At 69.6% G+C, this 21092-nt stretch carries 22 protein-coding genes and 1 pseudogene; 13 read left to right on the top strand and 10 right to left on the bottom strand.

Going from position 1 to position 21092, the window contains the following annotated elements; genetic code table 11:
• The first annotated feature begins 19 nt into the window (after positions 1–19).
• Positions 20–2119 carry a spermine/spermidine synthase domain-containing protein gene (locus tag ACYVOK_RS15895; protein WP_460663186.1) on the top strand — a complete coding sequence of 700 codons (2100 nt, stop codon included), beginning with the start codon at positions 20–22 and terminating at the stop codon, positions 2117–2119.
• Here ACYVOK_RS15895 and ACYVOK_RS15890 read toward each other — a convergent pair.
• The 3 genes from ACYVOK_RS15890 to ACYVOK_RS15880 all read right to left on the bottom strand — a co-directional run bounded on the left by ACYVOK_RS15890 (position 2116) and on the right by ACYVOK_RS15880 (position 3959).
• Positions 2116–2778 carry a hypothetical protein gene (locus tag ACYVOK_RS15890; RefSeq protein WP_460663185.1) on the bottom strand — a complete coding sequence of 221 codons (663 nt, stop codon included), beginning with the start codon at positions 2776–2778 and terminating at the stop codon, positions 2116–2118. The genes ACYVOK_RS15895 and ACYVOK_RS15890 overlap by 4 nt on opposite strands.
• 25 nt (positions 2779–2803) lie before the next feature.
• Entirely contained in the window at positions 2804–3127 is a 324-nt protein-coding gene (locus tag ACYVOK_RS15885; RefSeq protein ID WP_460663184.1) for an AzlD domain-containing protein, read from the bottom strand.
• A 145-nt stretch (positions 3128–3272) separates the two neighbouring features.
• Complete coding sequence (locus ACYVOK_RS15880) at positions 3273–3959, bottom strand: AzlC family ABC transporter permease (protein WP_460663183.1); 687 nt, start codon at positions 3957–3959, stop codon at positions 3273–3275.
• 68 nt (positions 3960–4027) lie between these two features.
• Between ACYVOK_RS15880 and ACYVOK_RS15875 the strand changes: the two genes are divergently transcribed.
• Positions 4028–4582 carry a helix-turn-helix domain-containing protein gene (locus ACYVOK_RS15875; protein WP_460663182.1) on the top strand — a complete coding sequence of 185 codons (555 nt, stop codon included), beginning with the start codon at positions 4028–4030 and terminating at the stop codon, positions 4580–4582.
• A 49-nt stretch (positions 4583–4631) separates the two neighbouring features.
• Here the strand turns inward: ACYVOK_RS15875 and ACYVOK_RS15870 are convergent, their stop codons facing one another.
• Positions 4632–5462, bottom strand: coding sequence for an SAM-dependent methyltransferase (locus tag ACYVOK_RS15870; protein ID WP_460663181.1), 831 nt, complete (start codon positions 5460–5462; stop codon positions 4632–4634).
• A gap of 151 nt (positions 5463–5613) precedes the next feature.
• Here ACYVOK_RS15870 and ACYVOK_RS15865 point away from each other — a divergent pair, with 151 nt between their 5' ends.
• Positions 5614–6483, top strand: coding sequence for a helix-turn-helix domain-containing protein (locus ACYVOK_RS15865; RefSeq protein ID WP_460663180.1), 870 nt, complete (start codon positions 5614–5616; stop codon positions 6481–6483).
• A 26-nt stretch (positions 6484–6509) separates the two neighbouring features.
• Here ACYVOK_RS15865 and ACYVOK_RS15860 read toward each other — a convergent pair whose 3' ends face one another.
• Positions 6510–6998: a winged helix-turn-helix transcriptional regulator gene (locus ACYVOK_RS15860; protein ID WP_460663179.1), complete on the bottom strand. Its 489-nt coding sequence runs from the start codon at positions 6996–6998 to the stop codon at positions 6510–6512.
• Positions 6999–7074: 76 nt separating this feature from the next.
• Between ACYVOK_RS15860 and ACYVOK_RS15855 the strand changes: the two are divergent.
• Positions 7075–7446 (top strand): annotated as a pseudogene (locus ACYVOK_RS15855) (GNAT family N-acetyltransferase); the annotation flags it as partial.
• 72 nt (positions 7447–7518) lie between these two features.
• Here ACYVOK_RS15855 and ACYVOK_RS15850 read toward each other — a convergent pair.
• The gene (locus tag ACYVOK_RS15850; RefSeq protein WP_460663178.1) at positions 7519–8649 is read right to left on the bottom strand and encodes an epoxide hydrolase family protein; all 1131 of its coding nucleotides are present in this window, start codon (positions 8647–8649) and stop codon (positions 7519–7521) included.
• A 202-nt stretch (positions 8650–8851) separates the two neighbouring features.
• On the opposite strand from ACYVOK_RS15850, the gene ACYVOK_RS15845 reads away from it, so the two are divergent.
• Positions 8852–9079 carry a hypothetical protein gene (locus ACYVOK_RS15845; protein WP_460663177.1) on the top strand — a complete coding sequence of 76 codons (228 nt, stop codon included), beginning with the start codon at positions 8852–8854 and terminating at the stop codon, positions 9077–9079.
• Between the two features lie 58 nt (positions 9080–9137).
• On the opposite strand, the gene ACYVOK_RS15840 is transcribed toward ACYVOK_RS15845, so the two are convergent.
• Entirely contained in the window at positions 9138–9710 is a 573-nt protein-coding gene (locus ACYVOK_RS15840; RefSeq protein WP_460663176.1) for a dienelactone hydrolase family protein, read from the bottom strand.
• A 58-nt stretch (positions 9711–9768) separates the two neighbouring features.
• Here ACYVOK_RS15840 and ACYVOK_RS15835 point away from each other — a divergent pair, with 58 nt between their 5' ends.
• The gene (locus ACYVOK_RS15835) at positions 9769–10350 is read left to right on the top strand and encodes an ArsR/SmtB family transcription factor (RefSeq protein WP_460663175.1); all 582 of its coding nucleotides are present in this window, start codon (positions 9769–9771) and stop codon (positions 10348–10350) included.
• Here the strand turns inward: ACYVOK_RS15835 and ACYVOK_RS15830 are convergent.
• The gene (locus tag ACYVOK_RS15830; protein WP_460663174.1) at positions 10338–10934 is read right to left on the bottom strand and encodes a hypothetical protein; all 597 of its coding nucleotides are present in this window, start codon (positions 10932–10934) and stop codon (positions 10338–10340) included. The genes ACYVOK_RS15835 and ACYVOK_RS15830 overlap by 13 nt on opposite strands.
• 102 nt (positions 10935–11036) lie before the next feature.
• Here ACYVOK_RS15830 and ACYVOK_RS15825 point away from each other — a divergent pair, with 102 nt between their 5' ends.
• A complete protein-coding gene (locus tag ACYVOK_RS15825) occupies positions 11037–11177 on the top strand; it encodes a hypothetical protein (protein ID WP_460663173.1) in 141 nt (46 codons plus the stop codon).
• Positions 11178–11180: 3 nt separating this feature from the next.
• Here the strand turns inward: ACYVOK_RS15825 and ACYVOK_RS15820 are convergent, their stop codons facing one another.
• The gene (locus tag ACYVOK_RS15820; RefSeq protein WP_460663172.1) at positions 11181–12398 is read right to left on the bottom strand and encodes a GNAT family N-acetyltransferase; all 1218 of its coding nucleotides are present in this window, start codon (positions 12396–12398) and stop codon (positions 11181–11183) included.
• A 172-nt stretch (positions 12399–12570) separates the two neighbouring features.
• On the opposite strand from ACYVOK_RS15820, the gene ACYVOK_RS15815 reads away from it, so the two are divergent.
• Both ACYVOK_RS15815 and ACYVOK_RS15810 read left to right on the top strand, forming a co-directional pair.
• Complete coding sequence (locus tag ACYVOK_RS15815) at positions 12571–13614, top strand: DnaJ C-terminal domain-containing protein (RefSeq protein WP_460663171.1); 1044 nt, start codon at positions 12571–12573, stop codon at positions 13612–13614.
• Between the two features lie 158 nt (positions 13615–13772).
• Positions 13773–14129: a DUF5335 family protein gene (locus ACYVOK_RS15810; RefSeq protein WP_460663170.1), complete on the top strand. Its 357-nt coding sequence runs from the start codon at positions 13773–13775 to the stop codon at positions 14127–14129.
• Between the two features lie 10 nt (positions 14130–14139).
• Here the strand turns inward: ACYVOK_RS15810 and ACYVOK_RS15805 are convergent, their stop codons facing one another.
• Positions 14140–14724, bottom strand: a complete 585-nt coding sequence (locus ACYVOK_RS15805) for a 4'-phosphopantetheinyl transferase family protein (RefSeq protein WP_460663169.1) — start codon at positions 14722–14724, stop codon at positions 14140–14142.
• Between the two features lie 67 nt (positions 14725–14791).
• Here ACYVOK_RS15805 and ACYVOK_RS15800 point away from each other — a divergent pair, with 67 nt between their 5' ends.
• From ACYVOK_RS15800 to ACYVOK_RS15785, 4 genes are read left to right on the top strand one after another with little or no spacing between them, the layout of a single operon-like run.
• A complete protein-coding gene (locus ACYVOK_RS15800) occupies positions 14792–17368 on the top strand; it encodes an AMP-binding protein (protein WP_460663168.1) in 2577 nt (858 codons plus the stop codon).
• Positions 17347–18372, top strand: a complete 1026-nt coding sequence (locus tag ACYVOK_RS15795) for an iron ABC transporter substrate-binding protein (protein WP_460663167.1) — start codon at positions 17347–17349, stop codon at positions 18370–18372. Before ACYVOK_RS15800 ends, ACYVOK_RS15795 begins: the two co-directional genes overlap by 22 nt.
• Entirely contained in the window at positions 18356–19951 is a 1596-nt protein-coding gene (locus tag ACYVOK_RS15790) for an ABC transporter permease (RefSeq protein WP_460663166.1), read from the top strand. Before ACYVOK_RS15795 ends, ACYVOK_RS15790 begins: the two co-directional genes overlap by 17 nt.
• Positions 19948–21033, top strand: coding sequence for an ABC transporter ATP-binding protein (locus ACYVOK_RS15785; protein WP_460663165.1), 1086 nt, complete (start codon positions 19948–19950; stop codon positions 21031–21033). The genes ACYVOK_RS15790 and ACYVOK_RS15785 overlap by 4 nt, the downstream gene beginning before the upstream one ends.
• Positions 21034–21092: the final 59 nt, after the last annotated feature.

Genomic DNA, 21092 nt, shown 5'->3' with positions numbered 1-21092 from the left:
TCGGGTAACGTCGCGGCGCATGGCAGTCGACTCCTCCACCGACCAGGTCGGTACGACGAATTGGCCGAGCCCGTTCGGGCTCCGGACACGGTTGATCGCGTCCAGCGCGCTGATGCTCTTCCTGGAGCTCGCGCTGATCCGCTGGACCGGCTCGAACGTGGTCCACCTCAGCTACTTCTCGAACTTCGTGCTGCTCGGCTCGTTCCTCGGTATCGGTGTCGGCATCCTGCGGTCGAGCCGGGCCAAACGACTGCCTTACTACTCTCCGTTGATGCTCGGGCTGCTGGTCCTGGTGGTCGCCTGGAAGCCGGTCACCGTCGACCGCGGCGGCTCCGACAGCGTCATCTACTTCACCAGCCTGAACACCACCGGGCCGCCGGTCTGGGTGATCCTCCCGATCGTCTTCATTGCCGCCGCGGTGATCCTGGCCGGGCCGGCCGAGCTGGTCGGCCGCTGTTTCACCGAGCTCCCCCGGCTGACGGCGTACCGTTTCGACCTGATCGGCAGCCTGATCGGCATCGGGGCGTTCACCGCGCTGTCGTTCCTCGGTGCGCCGCCGATCTGGTGGGGCGCGATCGTCACCTGGCTGTTCGGCGTCCTGATGATTCCGCGGACCCGGACCGCCGCGTGGTCGCGTCGTACCGTCGTCGCCACCGGGTTGAGCGCGGCGCTGGTGCTGTCGCCGCTGCTGGTGATGGTCGGGGTGTTGTTCCACGAGTCGAGGCAGCCGGAGAACAGCTGGTCGCCGTACTACAAGGTGCAGACCAAGAGCTACACCTGGCAGGGCGTTCCGCTGCTGACCATCACGGTGAACGGCGTACCGCACCAGCAGGCGATCCCGGCCGACTCGCGGCTGCAGTGGGAGCCGCAGTACGGCCTGCCGTACGAGCGGGCGAACGCCGGCAAGGCCCCGAAGAACGTGCTGATCATCGGGGCCGGCTCGGGTTCGGACGTCGCGATCGCACTGAAGAAGGGCGCGGAGCACGTCGACGCGGTCGAGATCGACCCGCGGATCCGTGACCTCGGCAAGGAACTGCACCCGGACCGTCCGTACCAGGACCCGCGGGTGTCGTCGCACATCGACGACGGCCGGGCGTTCCTGTCCCGGACCGACAAGAAGTACGACCTGATCCTGCTGGCCCTGCCGGACTCGCTGACGCTGGTGAACGGCGCGAGCTCGCTGCGGCTGGAGAGCTACCTGTTCACCGAGGAGGCGTTCAGGAGCGCGAAGGAGCACCTGAACCCGGGTGGTGCCTTCGCGATGTACAACTACTACCGCGAGACCTGGTTGATCGACCGGCTGGCGTCGACCGCGGAGACCGCGTTCGGGCACAAGCCGTGTGTTGACCAGGTGGGCGACGACCTGCAGCAGGCCGTTGTCACGGTCGGGCTGACCGAGGCCGACCAGACCTGCGGCGAGAAGGCCTGGGCCGGGGCGACCTCGATCACCCCTCCGCCCGCGACCGACAACCGGCCGTTCCTGTACCTGTTCACCGACCGCATCCCGTCGCTCTACCTGGTAACGCTCGGCCTGATCATGGTCGCCGGGCTGATCGGCGTCGGGATCGCCGGCGGCGGATCGTCGTACCGGCGGATGCGCCCGTACGCCGACCTGTTCCTGCTCGGCGCCGGCTTCATGCTGCTGGAGACCAAGAGCATCACCGGGTTCGCCCTGCTGTTCGGTACGACGTGGGTGGTGAACGCGATCGTGTTCGCCGGCGTCCTGGTCGCCGTGCTGGCCGCGGTCGAGGTGACCAGACGGTTCAAGACACCACCGTTGAAGATGATGTACGTCGTCCTGTTCGGCGGGCTGGCGTTGTCGTGGATCTTCCCCGACGAGTGGCTGCTCGCGATGCCGGTCGGCCCGCGCGCGGTGGTCGCCGTCCTGATCGCGTTCCTGCCGATCTTCGCCGCGAACGTCATCTTCGCCAAGCGGTTCACCGACACCGCGGACGGAACCGCGTCGTTCGGCGCGAACCTGCTCGGTGCGATGCTCGGAGGCTGCCTCGAGTACGCCGCCCTGCTGATCGGGTTCGACGGGCTGCTGATCGTCGCGGCGCTGCTCTACGTGGGTGCGTTCCTGCTGACGCCGAAGGTCCGCGAGGTGGTCCGAAGTTAGCGGTCCTGCGGCCGGTCCGGGTTCGGGCCGGGCTGGTACGGCGGGTGACCGGTGCCCGGGTGCTGGGTGGGAAAGGTGTGCCCGGGAGGCGGATAGGTGCCCGGGGCACCTTGTTGCGGCGGCCCCGGGAAGGGGCGGTTGCGGCGGCGGTTCCTGACCGCGCCGACGACCAGCAGGACGATGCCGATCCCGAAGAAGATCAGGAACGAGAAGATCGCACCGAGGATGGAGACGACGAAACCGACGACCGACATCCGCGGACCGGCGGCGTACGTCGCGCCGGTCTCGTCGTCGGTGCACGAGATGCTGTAGTCACCGGCCGGGACCGGGTCGGTCGAGCGGGCGACGACGTACCAGGTCGCGGAGTTGACGGTGATCTGCTCGGAGCCCTTCGCCGGCGTCAGCGGGACGTCGGCGCCACTGGAGTCCTTTGCCTGGCACGGCGGGGTGAGCACCGGGATCGACGCGTAGACCGTCAGGCCTTCCTTGTCCAGGTGGACGACGCCGTCCTCGATCGGCTGCGGCGTCCTCGGAACCGTCGCGACGATCCGGTAGGTGAAGAATCCGGCCAGGCCGAGCCCGATCACGAAGCACGCGATCGCGACCCAGGTCAGCGTCTTGTTCTTCTTCGGCTCCGCCTGCCCCGGATATGCGCTCATGGCTGAACCGTAGCCGCCGCGCGGTTTAGGGTACGCCGAGCAGCCTCAGACCGGCCGCGGTCGCGGCGGCGGCCACGACGACCAGCACGAACGGCGCCTTGCGCCAGGCCAGGACGCCGCCGACCAGGACACCGGCAGGCCTGGCGACCCCCGCAGGCCCCTGCCCGTCCATCAGAGTGGAGGTCGCGACCAGCGCGGCGAGCAGGACGATCGCCGCGGCGGCCAGGAACTGCTGGGTCCGCTCCGGGATCTCGAACCGGCTGCGCAGCAACGGTCCGGCGAACCGCAGCGAAAAGGTGCCAATGGCAAGGACCGCGATCGCGGCGAGCAGCACCGGTGTGCCGGTCATGGGGCCCCCGGCCTGGACTGAGGAGCGGAGGGAGCGAAGCGACCGAAGCGACGAGGGAAGGCCGGGAAACAAGGCCCCATGACCCGCCGCGCCGGAGGCGTGGCATTCAACACCCGCCGCGCCGGAGGCGTGGCATTCAGCACAGTCATCGGGAGACCTCCAGCGCGGGTTTGGCCGCGCGGTAGAAGACCAGACCTGCCAGGGCGAGCAGCACCGGCAGACCGGCGGGCAGGAACGGCGTCGCGGCCAAGGCGACGACGCTTCCGGCCAAGGCCGCCGTACGCGTCGATCTGTCACGCATCGCCGGGAGTACCAGGGCCAGCAGCACCGCCGGGAACGCCGCGTCCAGACCGAAGACGTCGGTGTCGGTGATCACGGACCCGGCCAGACCGCCGGCCAGCACGCCGACGTTCCAGCAGACGAAGATCCCGATCCCGGCGGCCCAGTACGCTGCCCGCCGCTGCCGTACTTCGTCCTGCCCGAGCGCGAACGCGACGTTCTCGTCGGTCATCAGGTGACTGCCCGGCACCCGGCGCCACCCGCCGCCGATGACGTCACTGAGCGCGAGGCCGAAGGCGACGTGCCGGGAGTTCACCAGCAACCCGGCGACCATCGCCGCGATCGGGCTGCCGCCGGCCGCGACGATCCCGACGAACAGGAACTGCGACGCACCCGCGAAGACCACGATCGACAACAGCACCGGCACCCACAGCGGCAGGCCGTTGCCCACGCTGATCGCGCCGTACGAGATCCCGACGACGCCGTCGGCCAGGCAGACCAGCCCGATGTCGCGGGCCAGACCACGGTCGAGTGTTCGCCAGATCGAACGCATGGGTTTTATGATGAACAGCAGGCCGTCCGTTCGTCAAGCCGAACAACTAGACCGATGGAGCGAACACGATGGACAGCAAGGCGCCGCTCGACGTCATCGCGGCCTCCCTGCGCCGGCACCGCGCCCGCGCGGGACTGTCGCTCACCGAGGTGGCGAAACGCGCCGGCGTCGCGAAGTCGACGCTGTCTCAGTTGGAGTCGGGCACCGGCAACCCCAGCGTGGAGACTTTGTGGGCGCTGGCCGTCGCGCTCGACACGCCGTTCGCCGCGCTGCTCGATCCGCCCCGCCCGAAGGTCCAGGTGATCCGCGCGGGCGAGGGTCCGGTCATCTACTCCGACCAGGCCGAGTACTCCGCCACTCTGGTCGCGTCCTGCCCACCGAACGCCCGCCGCGACGTCTACCGGATCGTTGCCTCCCCCGGACCCGGCCGGATCTCCGAACCCCACATGCCCGGCGTCGTCGAGCACGTCGTCCTCAGTTCCGGACGGGCCCTCGTCGGCCCGACCGAGGACCCGATCGAACTCCACCCCGGCGACTACGTCGCCTACCCGGGCGACCACCCGCACATCTTCCAGGCGCTGGCCGAGGGCACCTCGGCCGTCCTCGTCTCCGAGCACGTCTGACCATAAAAGTTGCCCGGAGCAACAGATGCTCCGGGCAACTCCCGGGATGTCAGAGTTTGCGGCCGACCGCCCCGGCGATGCACTCCTCGACCTGGCTGAGCGGCTTGACCCGCGGGCCGTCCGGCCACCAGTCGTCGCACAGGACCAGGCCCGGCGGGACGAGTTCCTGGTCCGGGAACATCGCCAGCAGTTGGTCACGGGTGCGGAACACGCCGCTGCCCATCGGGCTGTGGGTGAACTTCTCCTCCATCTTCCGCGCGATCTCGGAGTGCTCCGGCGTCTCCGGGTCGAAGAAGTGGGCGATCACGGTGTACGAGCCGGGTACGACGGCGTCGACGTACTTCTGCATGATCGCGGGCGCGTCGTCGCCGACGTAGTGGTGCAGCGTGCCGTTCTGGATCACCGCGATCGGCTGGCTGAAGTCGAGGAACTCCCGCACCTCGGGTTTGCCGAGCACGTCGTCGGGCTCGAAGATGTCGGCGTTGACGAACAGCGTGTTCTCGTTCTCCTCGAGCAACGCGCGGCCGTGCGCCAGCACCACCGGGTCGTTGTCGACATAGAGCACCCTGGCTTCGGGCTTCAGCCGCTGAACCACCTGGTGGGTGTTCTCCGCCGTCGGCAGACCGGATCCGCAGTCGAGGTACTGCGTGATCCCCGCCTGTCCGGCCAGGAAACGGCAGGCCCGGATCAGGAAGTTGCGGTTGGACCAGGCCAGATCGTTGACCTGCGGAGCCACCGTGGCGACCTGCCGCAGCACTTCACGGTCGATCTCGTAGTTGTCCTTGCCGTTCAGCGCGGCGTCGTACACCCGGGCGATGCTGGCCCTGGTGGTGTCCACGCCCACCGGAATCGAACTGGGTGCCTTGGTGGCATCGGGCATCGGCGAACCTCGCAGGAGTCGGGATGTCTGTGCGACGACTCTACTGACCGTAGGGTCTCGTGACACGGCGTGCACGCGCGCCGGGTTGGACGCCGTCACCGGCTGTTGTGAAATGATCGATGGCCGCACGGTGTCTTCTGGGGAGGCGAGCGTGACTGAGCCAGGCGCGTACGGCGGGCCGACCGCCCTGCGCATCATGCTCGGCGCCCACCTGCGCCGGCTCCGCGAGGAGGCCGGGATCAGCCGCACCGACGCCGGCTGGGCGATCCGCGGCTCGGAGTCGAAGATCAGCCGGCTGGAACTCGGCCGGGTCGGCTTCAAGGTCCGCGACGTCGACGACCTGCTCACGCTCTACAAACTCGACGACGACGCCGAGCGCGAGCGGCTGCTCGAACTGGCCAGGCAGGCGAACAACCCCGGCTGGTGGCAGCGGTACGACGACCTGACGCCGACCTGGTTCCACTCCTACCTCGGCCTGGAGATGGCGGCCGACCTGATCCGTACCTTCGAGCTCCAGTTCGTCCCCGGTCTGCTGCAGACACCGGAGTACGCCCGGGCCGTGATCCAGCTCGGCCGGGACAAGCCGATGCCCGCGAAGGAACAGGACCGCCTGGTCACACTGCGGATGTCGCGTCAGCAGGTGCTCACCCGGCAACGCCCGGCCCGGTTGTGGGCCGTCATCGACGAGGCCGTGCTGCGCCGGCCGATCGGCGACAAGCAGATCCTCCGGGCGCAGCTCGAGCACCTCATCGTGGCCTCTACGCGGCACAACGTGACGCTGCAGGTCATCCCGTTCGACAAGGGCGGATACTGCGCGACCGGCGGCGCGTTCACCCTGCTGCGCTTCAACGACGCCGACCTGCCGGACATCGTCTACATCGAACACCTCACCAGTGCGGTGTACGTCGACAAGCGCGACGAGGTGGACGCCTACACCCTCACCATGGACACCCTGTCCATCTCCGCCGCCCAACCCCGCGAGACCGAACGCCTGATCCGCAACGCCCTCGACCTCCTCTGATCTCCCGCACTCGGGCGCGGCCCGGGTCAGCCGGCCAGGGCCCTGGGTTTGGCCGTGGGGCCGGGGCGGATCGCGATCTCACGGGCGTCGGGCTCGTGGCCGGCCGCACAGCGCAGTACGACGCCGACCTCTTCCTCGCAGTCGCGATGCCGGGGAACGATCGGCGGACCGCCGTCGAGCGGCAGGTACTGATCGCCCCACTGGATGATGGCCACCAGCACCGGGTAGAGGTCCAGCCCGGCCTGGGTCAGCCGGTACTCGTATCGCTCGCGCTGGCCGGGCACGCGGTACGGATGGCGCCGGAGCAGGCCGCGCTCGATCAGCGCGGCCAGGCGCTCGGTCAGCACCTGCCGCGGGATCCCGGACCGGGCCCGGATGTCCTCGAACCGCCGGACGCCGACGAACAGCTCCCGCAGCACGTGGAACGTCCACTTGTCGCCGAGGACCTGCATCGTCCGCGAGATCGTGCAGTTCTCGGTGGACCAGCGCATTGCCTCGGGCACCTGCTCGTTCATACTCCGAGGATAAGTCCGCTTGACAGACTCAGCCAAGCCAGGGAAGGCTGAATCCGTGAACCAGACTCAGGCACCGATGATCCGCCCCGCCGGTGAACCCGATGCGGACGCGTTGACGGCAATGCTGGCCGGGCTGACGGACCTCAGCCTCTACTTCCGGTTCCAGACCGCGATCGGCCGCCCACCGCGGCCCGCGCTGGTGCTCCGGATGCTCTGCCCGTCCGGGCAGGCCTGGGTCGCCACCCGCGGCGACCGGATCGTCGGCCACTCCATGTGGGCCTGGGCGACCGGGGCCGGCGATCCGACCGCCGAACTCGCCGCGATCATCAGCGAACCCGAGCAGCGGCGCGGTCTCGGCGTACGGATGCTGTCGACCGCGGCCGCCGACGCCATCGCGGCCGGCGCGACGCGGCTCCTCTTCGTGGTCAGCCCGGCGAACGAGCTGACCGCGCGGATGATCCGCCGCCGCTGGCCCGACGCGACGGTCGAGCGGGACGGAACCCTGCTCAACTTCCTCGTGTCAGCGAAGCTTCCGGAAGAACGCGCGGATGTCGTCGACCAACAGGTCCGGCGCCTCGAGGGCGGCGAAGTGACCGCCGCGGGTGAACTCCGACCAGTGGACGATGCGGTGCCGGCGCTCTAGTACCCGGCGGATCGCGGGATCGGTCGGGAACACCGCGATCCCGGTCGGCACCCCCGACGGCTCCGCCGGATCACCGGCCGCGACCCGGTTCTCGTAGTACAGGTTCGCCGACGACGCACTCGTGTTGGTGAACCAGTAGATCGACGCGTCGGTGAGCAGGTGGTCGACGTCGACCGCGTCCTCGGGCAACGCGCGCGCGGGATCGGTCCACTCCCAGAACTTCTCGACGATCCAGGCCAGCTGACCGACCGGCGAGTCGCTCAACCCGAACGAGACCGTCTGCGGCCGGGTTCCCTGCAGTACGGCGTACCCGGTCCCGACCTCACGCAACTGTTCGGCCGCCGCGAGCCGAGCGCGTTCTGCCTCGTTCAGTGCCTCGACGTCGCCGGGCTCGAGCTGCGGAAACGCGAGTCCCCCGTTGATATGTACGCCGACGACATGCGCCGGATCGACGTGGCCGAGCAGCGGCGACACGACGGACCCGGTGTCGCCGCCTTGAGCGCCGTACCGCTGATAGCCCAAGCGACGCATCAACTCGGCCCAGGCGTGCGCGATCCGCTGGTGGTTCCAGCCCGCCGACTCCAGCGGCACCGAGAACCCATGGCCGGGGACCGACGGCGCGACGACGTGGAAGGCATCGCGCGGGTCCCCGCCGTACGACGCCGGATCGGTGAGCGGCCCGAGGATCGGCAGGAACTCGGCGACCGAACCGGGCCAGCCGTGCGTGATGATCAACGGCAACGCGTCGGGCTCGCGCGAGCGGACGTGCAGGAAGTGGATCGTCTGGTTGTCGATCCGGGTGGTGAACTGCGGATACCTGTTGAGCCGCGCCTCCCACGCCCGCCAGTCGTACGCCTTCCACCGCTCCACGACGTACCTCAGATAGTCGACCGGGACACCACGCTTCCAGCCGACCTCAGGAAGCTGCCGAGGCCAGCGGGTCCGCCGCAGCCGCTCGTCCAGCTCGTCCACAGCCGCGTCCGGGACCTCGATCCTGAACTCTCGCATAAGCCGAAACTACGCGGCCCTGATCGCGGCTCGGGCGCCGACCTCAGACGGCCGAGCCGCTCCAGGATGTGGACACGGTGTTCCTGATCTGACCGTTCCTCACGGCCGACGGCGCGACGGCAACGCTCACTCACGCCGGCGCCACGGCCATTTCCTGACCGAGAAGGCTCGCGGCGCGAATGTGGCGCATACTGGGGGTCTGATGGATGCCAACCGCGCGACGACGCGTCGTCACCTCTCCACGAGTCCTTTCAAACCCCGCGTGCCGGACCCGGTCAAGGTCTTCGAGGTCGGCCAGCGTGTGTCCCACGACAAGGAAGGCCTGGGCAAGATCAGCTCGGTCGACGGCGGTCACGCGGTCGTCGTCGACTTCGGCGCGGGCAAACTGATCCGGGTCCTCGCCCCGTTCCCCAAACTGCACGCTCTCTGACCCGACGATCGCGGTGTTCCCGCCGCCCGCTCCCCAGATGCCCTCATCCGTCCTGACCTCAATCGGCCAGGAAGGCCAGGGTTCGTTGCATCAGGAGGGTGGCGGCGGCCTCGTCGTACCCGGGTAGAGACGAGTCGGCGAAGAGGTGCTCCTTGCCCGGGTAGAGGAACAACTCGGCCCGGTCGGTGGAGGCGACGAGGGCGCGGGCCGCGTCGAGGTCGCCGCCTTCCTCGGTGAAGAACGGGTCCTCGTCCATGCCGTGGATCTGGACCGGCACACCGTCGGGCCAGGTGCCGAACTCCTCGACCGGCAGGCACGAGTAGTAGAACAACCCGCCTTTCGCACCCGGGCGGGTCTGGGCCAGTTCCTGCGCCGGCACCACGCCGAGCGAGAAACCCGCGTAGACGACCGACGCCGGAAGACTCTCGGCCGCCGCGATTCCGCGGTCCTTGACGACGCCGAAACCGATGCTTCGCGCGTACTCCATCCCTTCCTCGAGGGTGCCGAAGGTGTGTCCGTCGTACAGGTCGGGCAGGTGGACGGTATGACCGGCCTGCCGTAGTTCGTCGGCGAAGGCCTTCACCCCGTCGGTGAGGCCCTGCGAGTGGTGGTACAGCACGACGTCGGTCATGATCCGCTCCAATGATCCAAATATCTCGAACAATTGGCGATGTTAGTCTGATCCAACCATGTCGATCAATACGCCGGTGCCGGATTACCAGCTCGAGGACACCATCGAGCTCACCACCGCCGAGCAGGTCCGCGCGATCAGCGATCCGCTCCGGACCACCATCCTCGGCCTGTTGCACGAGCGGGCCGCGACCGTCACCGAACTCGCCACCGCGGTCAAGCGGCCGAAGAGCACGGTCGCCCACCACGTGAAGGTGCTGACGGACGCCGGCATCCTGCGGGTGGTCCGGACCCGCCGCGTCCGGGCCATCGAGGAACGCTTCTACGGCCGCGCCGCCCGGATGTTCTACGTCGGTCTCGGTCGCTCCGGCCCGGACGGCGAGCAGCTACCGCCCGACTTCAACGACTTCGAGGTCGCCGCGAAGGAGTCCACAGCGGCGTACGACGCCGGCCAGCTCCGGTCGTTCATCCGGCACGCCCGCATCCCGGAGGAACGTGCCGCCGAGTTCTGGGACAAGGTCGACCACCTCATCCACGAGTTCGACCAACTCCCCCGCTCCGGCCCCACCACCTACGGCTTCACCGTCGGCCTCTACCCCATCCTCGACTACCCGACCCTCCCCCCACCTCAGGACGACTGAGCCACCGGCCGGTGCGGGATCGCGCAGGCCAGCATGAGGACGGCCATGAAGGAGTAGTAGTACAACGCGACCCACAGACCGGCGGGCGTGTCGAGGGCGAGATGCGGCGCGAACGACTCGACCGTCAGCGCCCAGATCGGTACGACGCTGAACGCCAAGAGGCCCGCGATCACGCGTGGTGCCCTGCGTCCACGACCGGCGATCGCATACCCGCCCAGCATGCCGAACACGGGCACCCCGATGGCACCACCCCCGATGCCATCCTCCAGGACGCCTAGTGGGTCAGGTGCCAGCACCGCCGCGAAGAGCAACGGGGACAGGGCCAGCCACCGCCAGTGAGGACGCCCGCCGGTCCGCCGGAGGTACTCGGCCCACGCCAGCAGCATGCCGATCAGCACACCCGGCAAGAGGATCCAGGCGAAGGTTCCGACCCAGCCGACGCTCGCCTCGTCACCGGCTACCTGCGCCATGAACCCTCGCAGCCCGGACGCCCAAGCCAGGCCGCACAGCCCGCCGAGGCTCACCAACCCGGCCGGGCCGGCCACGGTTGCCCGCCTCGACTGCGACAACTCCCGCGTGACCATCGGACCTCCCCATCCCCCAGGTCCCACATCCGACGATAACCCCAGCGCGACCACCCGAAAGGCTGGGAGTGAGCCGACAGCCGGGTCGTCGATGTGCTGGCCGTGGCGGGTTTCGTCGTCGGAACGGTGCACGCGGTGGGGATGCTCACGTCGATGACGCTCGCATCCCACGGACCGCTGCGTGGTGTCGGTGCCGTTGGCACCTATCCGATCGGCGTCGCGATAGGCGTGACCGCGATCTGAACGTCAGAAGACCTCGATACTCGCCGGCTGGATCGGCCAGTGGAAGGCGGCGGTGGCAGTGGTCAGGATGCCCGGGGTGTGTTCGGTGATCCGGCCGGTGGCGGCGAACTCGGCCAGCGGACGACCGCCGAGGTACGCCGCGCCGAGGTCGGTGACCGACAGCGTCAGGTCGGCCAGGTCCTCGGTGCGTTCGCAGCGTGCCGGGGCGGACGGGCCGTCGGCCGTCAACCGGTAGCGGCCGGAGTTCGCCGGGATCAGGTCGTCGGTCACCTCGAGCACCAGGTCGACCGGAACGGCGTACCGGCGGTCACTGAGCGCCCGGGCGACGTCCGTCACCCGCAGCCAGAGCGACTCGTTCATCCGCCGCCCCAGGGCGGTCGGGGTGGTGACGAGGTGCTGCAGCGGCTCGTCCACCGCGGCGTGGCCGAACTCCAGCGTGGCGGCGAGGTCCATGGTCAGCAGGTGATGCCACAAGGCCTGGTACGCCGCCGGGTCGAGCGCGACCAACTCCTCGAGCGACACCTCGTTGGCCGGACCGGTCGGCCCCCAGTGCAGCTTGCCGCGCCACAGCGCGTAGCCGTCGATCGACCCGGTCTCGTCCCGGTGCACCAGGATCCGGCGGGCCGTCTTCCCGCCGCGGTCCTCCGGCTTGTCCTGCAGACGTTTCTGCCAGCCCAGCTCGGATCGGCCGGAGACTCCCGGCCGGCGTTCCTGCAGGCTCCGCAGCAGCGGCGCCAACTCCTTCGCGGCCTCGTCCGGGGTCAACTCGGTCAGCTCGCCGGGCCGGGTCCGCACGGCCGGTGGGCCGATCCGGTGCAGATCGATCTCGTACGACATCCCCCAGGCGGCAGCGCCGTACCCGAACCGGCCGTAGATGCCGGGTTCGCTGGCCCACAGCACCGCGATCGCCTCCGGAACCCCGGTCAGCTGCCGCTGCATCAGTGTGGACAGGATGCCCCGGCGGCGATGCGTCGGCCGCACGCCCACCGCGGTCACGTGCGCGGCCGGCACCACCGCACCCGGCACGGACAGATCCCGCGTCAACGCCTTGGCCGTCCCGACCAGCTGATCACCGTCGACGGCAACCAGCGCCCGGTCCGGCTCGAACAGCTGCCGGCCGAGCTCGTCGGCCCCCATGTCGAACATCATCGCCCCGCCGAACAGGGCGTAAAACGCCTCGTAGTCCTCGGCCACCGCCGTACGAATGTCGATTCCGGTCATCTGCGCATCATCACACGCCCCACCGACAAGTCCCGTCGGCTCCGATCGAGCATGTCGCCGGCAGGCGATCGGGCTAGCACTCTCTTGACGAGAGTGCTAATTATGGTGGTAGGACGGCGTGGTCGCCGACGCGGCCGCGCGGCCTGACAGAGGCTTCAGGTGGTGAGCGAGAATGCCGGCCGAGGACTTCTACACGATTCTGGGCGTGTCGCGGGACGCGAGCAGCGGCGAGATCCAGCGCGCCTATCGCAAGCTGGCGCGCAAGTACCACCCCGACGTGAACAAGGATCCCGGAGCGGAAGAGCGGTTCAAACAGATTTCCGAGGCGTACGACGTCTTGTCCGATCCGCAGACCAGGAAGCGCTACGACGCCTTCGGTGCCGCCTTCCGTCAGGTTCCCGAAGGCGCCGACGAGTGGGCCTGGGCGGGCGCGGGTGCGACCGCGGGCGGTCGGCAGCAGGGCGGCTGGGACTCCGGGTTCGGTGGCGGATTCGGATTCGGCAACGGCACCCGGTACGACACCGGCGGCATCCGGTCCGGCACCGGCGGCATCCGGTCCGGCAGGGGCGGCATCCGGTACGACACCGGCGGCTTCGGGTTCGACACCGGAGTGGGAGGCATCGACGTCGACGACCTCCTCGGTGGCATGTTCGGCGGCCGGCACCGCCGGGAGCGTGTGCCGGGCCCGGACCAGGAGGTCGACGTCGAGATCACGCTCGAGGAGGCTTACCACGGCGCCACCCGGACGCTGACCCTGCAGGGACCGGCCGGAAGCCGGACGCTGGACGTCAGGATCCCGGCCGGCGTGGTCGACGGACAGCGGATCCGGCTGGCCGGTCAGGGCGGTCGGGGCAGCGGAGGCGCTCCGGCCGGGGACCTGTACCTGACCACGCGGATCGCCGACCATCCGCGGTACCGCGTCGACGGCCGGGATGTCTCGGTCGAGCTTCCGCTCGCGGCCTGGGAGGGTGCCCTGGGCGCGTCCGTGAGCCTCCGGACACCCGGCGGTGACGTCACGGTGAAGGTGCCGAAGGGCACCTCGACCGGTCGCAGGCTGCGGCTGAAGGGCCGCGGTCTGCCCAACCCGCGCGGTACGCCCGGTGACCTGTACGCCGAGGTGAAACTGATGGTGCCGGCCATCCTGACCCCCGAGGAGGAACGGCTTTTCGAGAAATTGGCCAAGGACTCCATGTTCGATCCGAGGAGACCCCGATGAGATACGCGCCGGCGGAGGCCGACGAATGACCGCCACCAGATCACCGCCCTGACCAGCCCGGGCCGATCTCTCGCGCCGTGGCGCCGGTCGAGAAGCGGCCGGCGCGCCATGGCGAAGCATTCGAGCAGCGAGCCTTCGAGATGAGGAGGACGACAGCCATGACTGTTGCCGGGCAGCAGATCGACCGCCGCCACTGGGAGAGCGAACTCGACTATCTGACCCACCAGCACGAGGGCGACTACGTCACCATCGAGGTCCTGGATCCGGCCCTCGGTGAGCAGCTCGAGGTCGAGCGACTCCCGTTCGCCTATCTGGCCTACGACCGTAAGGCCGACACCGTCGTGATCGCCGTCGGCGGTGCGACGTCCCGATTCCCCGTCGTACTGCGCCATCTGATCGACGAGCCGGCGAAGATCCTGGTCGACACCACGGCCCAGCCACCCACGCTACTGATCACCGACACCGACCAGACCACGACCCAGGTGACCTTCTACGCCGGCGATCGGAACTCCTGAGGCGCCCTGGTCAGCCCAAGGAGGTTGATCGTGCCGACGGCGAACTGAGCAGGGAGGTGCCGTCGAGCAGGTGGACCGTGGCTTCCGGGCGGTCGGTGGCGAGTGTCAGCACGTGGCCGGGCGCTGGGGACGGAAGCCGGTGAACCGTGAGGTCTGATCCGTCGCCTGCTTTGAATCGGGCCTCGGCGATCGTCCATGCGACCACCTCCGGTACCGGCCGGTCCCCCGCGTTCTGGACGTCGACGCCTACCCGGCCGCGGCCGACGAGCATGGCGACCGCCACGACCCTGCCGCTGTGGGAGACCGAGACGTCGAGGTCCGCACCGGGGACCGTCGGGCGTCCGTGCCAACCCCCGCACTCGGAGCAGGTGCGGTCCACGGTCAGCGCTGCGGGCGGTACGCCGAGCGCCGCGCCCGCGGCGACTCGCAGCAGGGCGGCGCCGAGCAGCATCCGGGCACGATCCGCTTCGACGACGCAGCGGCCGATGCGATCCCGTTCCCGATCGTCGAGCAGGTCCAGCCATCGGATGTCGGCCGCCGTCAGGTCGACGGTGTGCACCCTGATGGTCGCGACGGAAGGCGACTGGACCCTCACGGTGCCTTAGGTTAGCCTAACCATCGTGTTTCCGCCGCACCTCCGGCGGGCCCCTGCCGTATATCTGGTGTCCGACACGGCCGATGCCCACCATCCTGCCCTCGTCGACGCGGCCGGCTCCCTCAGCTACGGAGCCCTGGCCGATCGGGTCGACGCACTCGCCGCCAGGCTTCCCGCCGTCCGGACGGGACGCCGACTGGTGCATGTCCCGCTCGCCGCGGAGCTGGACCTGGTGCTCGGCTACCTCGCCGTACTGCGGGCCGGGCACGTCGCGTTGGTCGCCCCACTCGAACACGCCTCGATCACGGCCGCCTATCCGCCGGACATCTGGCTCCGAGAGGACGGGACATTCGCCGCGGCGCCGGGGAGCCAGGATGCCGAGCCGCGGCACCTGCTGCACCCGGATCTCGCGCTGCTGCTGAGTACTTCGGGAAGCACCGGGTCGCCCAAGCTGGTGCGGCTCAGCCACACGAACCTGATCAGCAACGCGGACGCCATCGCCGCGGCGCTGTCGATCACACCCGCGGACCGGGCGATCACCTCGCTGCCGCTGCACTACTGCTTCGGCCTGTCGGTCCTGCACGCACAACTGCGGGCGGGGGCGACCGCGGTGCTCTGGCGTGGGTCGGTGACGGACCCGAGCTTCGGCATCGAGCTGCGTAGGAACCGGGTCAGCCTGTTGCCGGCGACGCCACACGTGGTCGACCTGCTCGACGTACAGGGAATGCTGGACGACCTGCCCTCCCTGCGTCTGCTTGCCCAGGCGGGTGGCGCGCTGCCGGCCGCACGGGTCAGTGAACTCGCCGAGCGGGGCCGATCCGCCGGCTGGGGCCTCGCCGTGATGTACGGCCAGACCGAGGCCACGGCCCGGATGGCGGTGCTCCCGCCGGAACTGGCGGGCCGGTACTCGGACGCGGTGGGCTGGCCGATCGCCGGATCGGCGTTCCGGCTCGACACGACCGGTGTCGAACAGCCCGCCGGCGATCCCCAGGACGGCCCGGTCGGCGAGCTGGTGTTCACCGGGCCCGGCGTCATGCTCGGGTACGCCGAACACCCCGACGACCTGGCGCTCGGCCGGATGCACTCCGAACTGCGCACCGGCGATCTTGCCCGGATCGACGCCGACGGCATGGTTCGGATCGTGGGCCGCCGGTCCGAGCACGTGAAGATCATGGGGATCCGGATCGACCTCGGGCAGGTCGAGCGTGCGCTGCGCGCAGACGGGATCCGGTGCTGTGTCACCGGCACCGACGAGCAGTTGCAGGTCACCTACACGGCGTGCGGCCGGCAACCCGCAGCGGTCCGCGACCAAGCGGCAGCCGCCGCCGGCCTGGGCGCGTCGGTGGTTTCGGTGCGGGAGGTCGCCGACCTTCCGCTCCTGCCCAACGGCAAACCCGACCGCCGCGGTTGCGCCGCGCTGCACACTGCGGATTCCGCCCGCGCCGACGCGGACAACGCGACCGACTCGCTCGCCGCGGTCACCAGCGCCCTCGCACCGCTGATCGGCCGCGACACGATCGACCCGGACCGGTCCTTCGCCGAGCTCGGCGGTGACTCCTTCAACCACGTCACAGCGTCCCTCCGGCTGACCCGGCTGCTCGGTGACCTGCCACCCGACTGGCATCACCGGCCGGTCCGCGATCTCGTCGCGTCGGCCGCCCGGGGCCGCGACCGTCAGCCTGTACGGCGTTCGCTGATCCGCCCGGTGGAGACGACCGTCCTCCTGCGTGGTGTCGCCGTGCTGACGATCTGCGGCAGCCACGTCGGCCTGTTCCGGCTGGCCGGCGGAGCGCACATCCTGCTCGCGGTCGCCGGCTTCCTGTTCGCCAGGTACGTACTCGTCGCTCCGGCAACAGCCGACCGGGTGCGGCGTACCGCACGGTTGGCGATCGCGATCGTCGTACCGGCGACGGTCGTGGCAGCCGCGATGGTGTTCGGATTCAGGTCGATCCACTGGTCCAATCTGGCGCTGCTGCACTGGCTGGTACGGCCGCAGGACATCAACATCTTCTGGTTCGTCGAAGCCCTGCTCCTCATCTCGGCCGCCACGACGGCGGTGCTCGCCGTACCTCGGGTACGGGCCGCCTACGCCGCGGATCCGTGGCGTACGGCGATGGCGGCACTGGCAGTGTTGCTGGTGCCTCGCTACCTGGTGCTTGCGATCTTCGACGGGCCACTGCGAGGGCTGCCGGGGACGGTGGCATGGCTGTTCGTCGCCGGACTCGCGATGGCGGTCGCGGATACCCGGAAGCGTCGTGTGATCGCGGCTGTCGTCGCGGCCGCTGCGACGTTCGGCTTCTTCCCCGAGTGGGAGCGCAACCTGACCATCATGGGCGGGCTCGTGCTGCTGGCCCTGCTGCCCACCGTGCCGGTTCCGGGGCTACTCGTCCGGCCGCTCGGCGTACTGGCCGCCGCCTCGCTGCATGTGTACCTGGTGCAGTTCCAGGTGCTGTCGTTCTTCGACACGCCGATCGTCGAGTTCGCCGTCGCACTCGTCGCCGGTCTCGTCTTCTGCGCCGTCAGCACCGCCGTGCTGCGCCGGCTGCCGCTGCCGGATCCAACCGGCGGCAACCCGATCCGTCGTCGCACCACGGCGATGCACCTTGTGAGAAAGGACCGACCATGCGTCGACGTACGTTCCTGACCGGCCTCGGGGCCCTGGGCACGATGAGCCTGGTGGGGTGTGGGTCCAAGTCCGAGAACGGGTACGTCGCGGACCCCGGCGCCCTGCAGGTGTACTCGGCCCAGCACGAGAATCTGACCAAGGCCTGGGCGGAGGCGTTCACCGCTGCGACCGGGATCAAGGTGCAGATTCGCAAGGGCAACGACGCCTCGATGGGTCACCAGATCGTGGCCGAGGGGTCCGAGTCGCCCGCCGACGTGTTCCTGACCGAGAACAGCCCGGCGATGACGCTGGTCGAGCGGAACGACCTGCTCGCGCCGCTCGAGGAATCGATCCGGAAGCAGGTCCCCGCCACCCTGATCCCGTCGTCGAAAGCGTGGACCTCGATCGCCGCGCGGTCGACGGTGCTGGTGTACAACCCGGGCAAACTCCCCAAGGCCGAACTGCCGAAGTCGTTGATGGATCTGGCCGAACCGGAGTGGAAGGACCGCTGGGGATGCGCGCCCGGCGGCGCGGACTTCCAGGCGATCGTGGCCGGCATGCTCGCCGGTCAGGGCGAACAGAAGACGAAGGACTGGTTGCAGGGGCTGAAGGCCAACGCCCGCGCACTGCAGAACAACATCGCCACGATGAAGTCGGTCAACGCGGGCGAGATCCCGTGCGGCGTGATCTACCACTACTACTGGTACCGCGACCAGGCCGGCACCAAGGAGGGCAGCGGCAACACAGCCCTGCACTACTTCCGCAACCGGGACCCGGGTGCGTTCGTGTCGCTGTCCGGCGGTGCGGTGCTGGCTGGGTCCAAGAAGCCCGCCGAGGCGCGCAAGTTCCTGGCGTTCATCACCAGCAAGGCCGGCCAGAAGGTGCTGGTCGACTCGAAGTCGATGGAGTACGCCGTCGGGACCGGCGTCGCCTCCGATCCCGCGCTGCCGCCGCTGAACACCCTGCAGGCACCTCCGGTCGACCCGTTCACGCTGAACTCCGACAAAGTCACAGCGTTGATGACCGATGCCGACATTCTCTGACCTTCCTCCCGGCGCCCTCGTCCGGTACGACGAACCGGCGGTGGCATCGCCCGTCGTCCGGACCACCCGCACTCCGCGGCTCTTGGTGGTGGCCGCGGTGCTGATCGCCGTACTGATGATCGCCCCGGTCGTCGTGGTATTCGGTCAGGCGACGTCGGCGGGCACGGCGGAGGTGTGGAGGTTGCTGTTCCGGCCTCGGACCGCCGAACTGCTTCGCAATACTCTGCTGCTCGTTACGCTCACCGTCCCCGTGACCGTTGTGCTGGGGTGCGGTGCGGCCTGGTTGGTGGAGCGGACGACGCTGCCCGCCGCCGGCGTCTGGCGCGCTCTGCTGCTGGCTCCGCTGGCCATCCCGGCGTTCGTGAGCAGCTATGCCTGGACATCGGTGCTGCCCTCGGTGCAGGGGCTCGGCGGCGCCGTCTTCGTCACCGCGCTGGCCTACTACCCGTTCGTGTTCCTCCCGGCGGCGGCACTGCTTCGCGCGCTCGACCAAGGCCACCTCGACGCCGCTCGCTCACTGGGGCTGTCGGGCCCCGGCGCGGTGCTGCGGGTGGTGGTGCCTCAGTTGCGGCCCGCTGTGGCAGGCGGTGCCTTGCTGGTGGCGCTGCATCTGCTCGCCGAGTTCGGCGTACTGCAAATGATGCGGTACCCGACGTTCACGACCTCGATCCTGCAGCAGTTCGCCGTTGGATTCAGTAACGCGGCCGGCAGCCTGCTTGCCGCTGTACTCGCGGTGCTGTGTCTGGGCTTCCTGGTCGCAGAGGTGCCACTGCGCGGCAGGGCCCGTATCGCCCGGCTCGGCCCTGGATCCGGGCAGCGGCCCGTCGCCCACCACCTTGGGGCGTGGACCGCGCCGGCACTCGGTGCACTCGCGGTCCTGGTCGGGCTGGCTGTGATGGTGCCCGCGGTGATCGTGCTGCGCTGGCTGGCGCGGTCGATCGACACGGGCGCGACGGAGGCGGGACCGTTGCTCTCGGCAACAGGTTCGAGTATCGGGTTGGCCGTGCTCGCCGGCCTGGCCGCTACCCTCGCCGCGCTACCCGGGGCCTGGCTGCTGCACCGTTACCCGTCCCGGCTGGCGGCCGGCCTCGAGCGGGTCACCTATGTCGCAAGTGCCCTGCCCGGCGTGGTGATCGGGCTGGCGCTGGTGACCCTGGCCGTCCAGTGGGCCCGCCCGGTGTACCAGACCGCCGGCCTGGCGGTGGCGGCGTACACCGTCCTGTTCTTGCCGCGGGCCATGGTGGCCTGGCGGTCCGGGTTGGCCGCCGCGCCGACCGAGCTGATCGAGGCGTCGCGGTCGCTCGGGGTCTCCGGCTCGGGTACCTTCGCGCGCGTGGTGCTCCCGCTTGTCCTTCCCTCGGCGCTGACCGGATTCGTGTTGGTCTTCCTCGCCACCGTGACCGAGTTGACCGCGACGCTGTTGCTCGCCCCGACCGGCACCGAGACGCTCGCAACCGCGTTCTGGTCGGCGAGCGACCAGCTCGACTACGTTGCGAGTGCGCCGTACGCAGCGGCGATGATCGCACTGTCGGCCCCTCTGACCCTGCTGCTGCGTCGGCACATCATGGAGCAGCGATGAGCAGCGCCGGCATCGTCATCACCGATCTGACCGTCGGGTACGGCGGTCCGCCGGTGCTCGACCGGGTCAGCCTGACGGTGAGGCCGGGTGGCACGACTGCAGTGCTCGGCCCGTCCGGCAGCGGCAAGACCACGCTGCTGCGGGCACTGGCCGGGTTCGTGCGCCCGGCGCACGGCCGGATCGAGGTGGACGGCAAAGTGCTCACCGGTGAACAGAGCATGGTCGCGCCGGAGCGGCGCGGGATCGGCTACGTCCGGCAGGACGGTGCACTGTTCCCGCATCTCGATGTCACCGGCAACATCCTGTTCGGCCTTCCCCGGGCCGAACGCCGCCGGGCGACCCAGGTCGGGCCCCTGCTCGAGCTCGTCGGACTGTCGCCGGACCTGGCGCGGCGCCGCCCGGATCAGCTGTCAGGCGGCCAACAGCAGCGGGTCGCGCTGGCCCGAGCGCTCGCCCGCGAGCCCGCGGTCGTACTCCTCGACGAACCGTTCTCGTCCCTCGACACCGCGCTGCGCGCCGCGACCCGCGAAGCGACGCTGACCGCCCTCGCCGAACGCGGCGCCACCACCGTGCTGGTCACCCACGATCAGGCCGAGGCGCTCTCGTTCGCCGACCAGGTGGCGGTGATGTTCGACGGCCGGTTCGCCCAGGTCGGAAGCCCGGCCGAGGTGTACGACACCCCGGCCACGCCCGAGGTCGGCAGCTTCCTCGGCGACACGATGCTGCTCTCCGGTCGGGCTGACGGGCGCGTCGTCGAGTGTGCACTCGGCACCCTCGAACTCGCCGAAGGTGACACCGGCGACGTACTGGTGATGGTCCGGCCCGAGCAGGTCGTCCTTGGCGAGCCGTCCGGTTCGGTGGCCGACGTGGTGTCGATCGCCTACCACGGCCCGGACGCCGTCGTCCGCCTGAACCTGGCCGGCACCTCGACCCGGATCGTGGCCCGGGTCCCGGGTCACCTCGTCCCTCAACCGGGCGACACGGTCGGCCTCACCGTCCCGACCCCGGTCCGCTCGTTCCCGACCCATCAAGCCCCGTCCCCCGACCGTCACCCGGTAAGCCATTCCGCAGCCAGCAACTAGTCCATGTGACATGTATCACGCGTGGCTCCTGTCAGGAAACGGCAGGCCGTCCGGTTCAA

The organism is Kribbella swartbergensis, assembly GCF_054784135.1.
The sequence above is the reverse complement of the archived record's forward strand: the minus strand, read 5'-3'. Positions and strand labels throughout refer to the sequence as shown.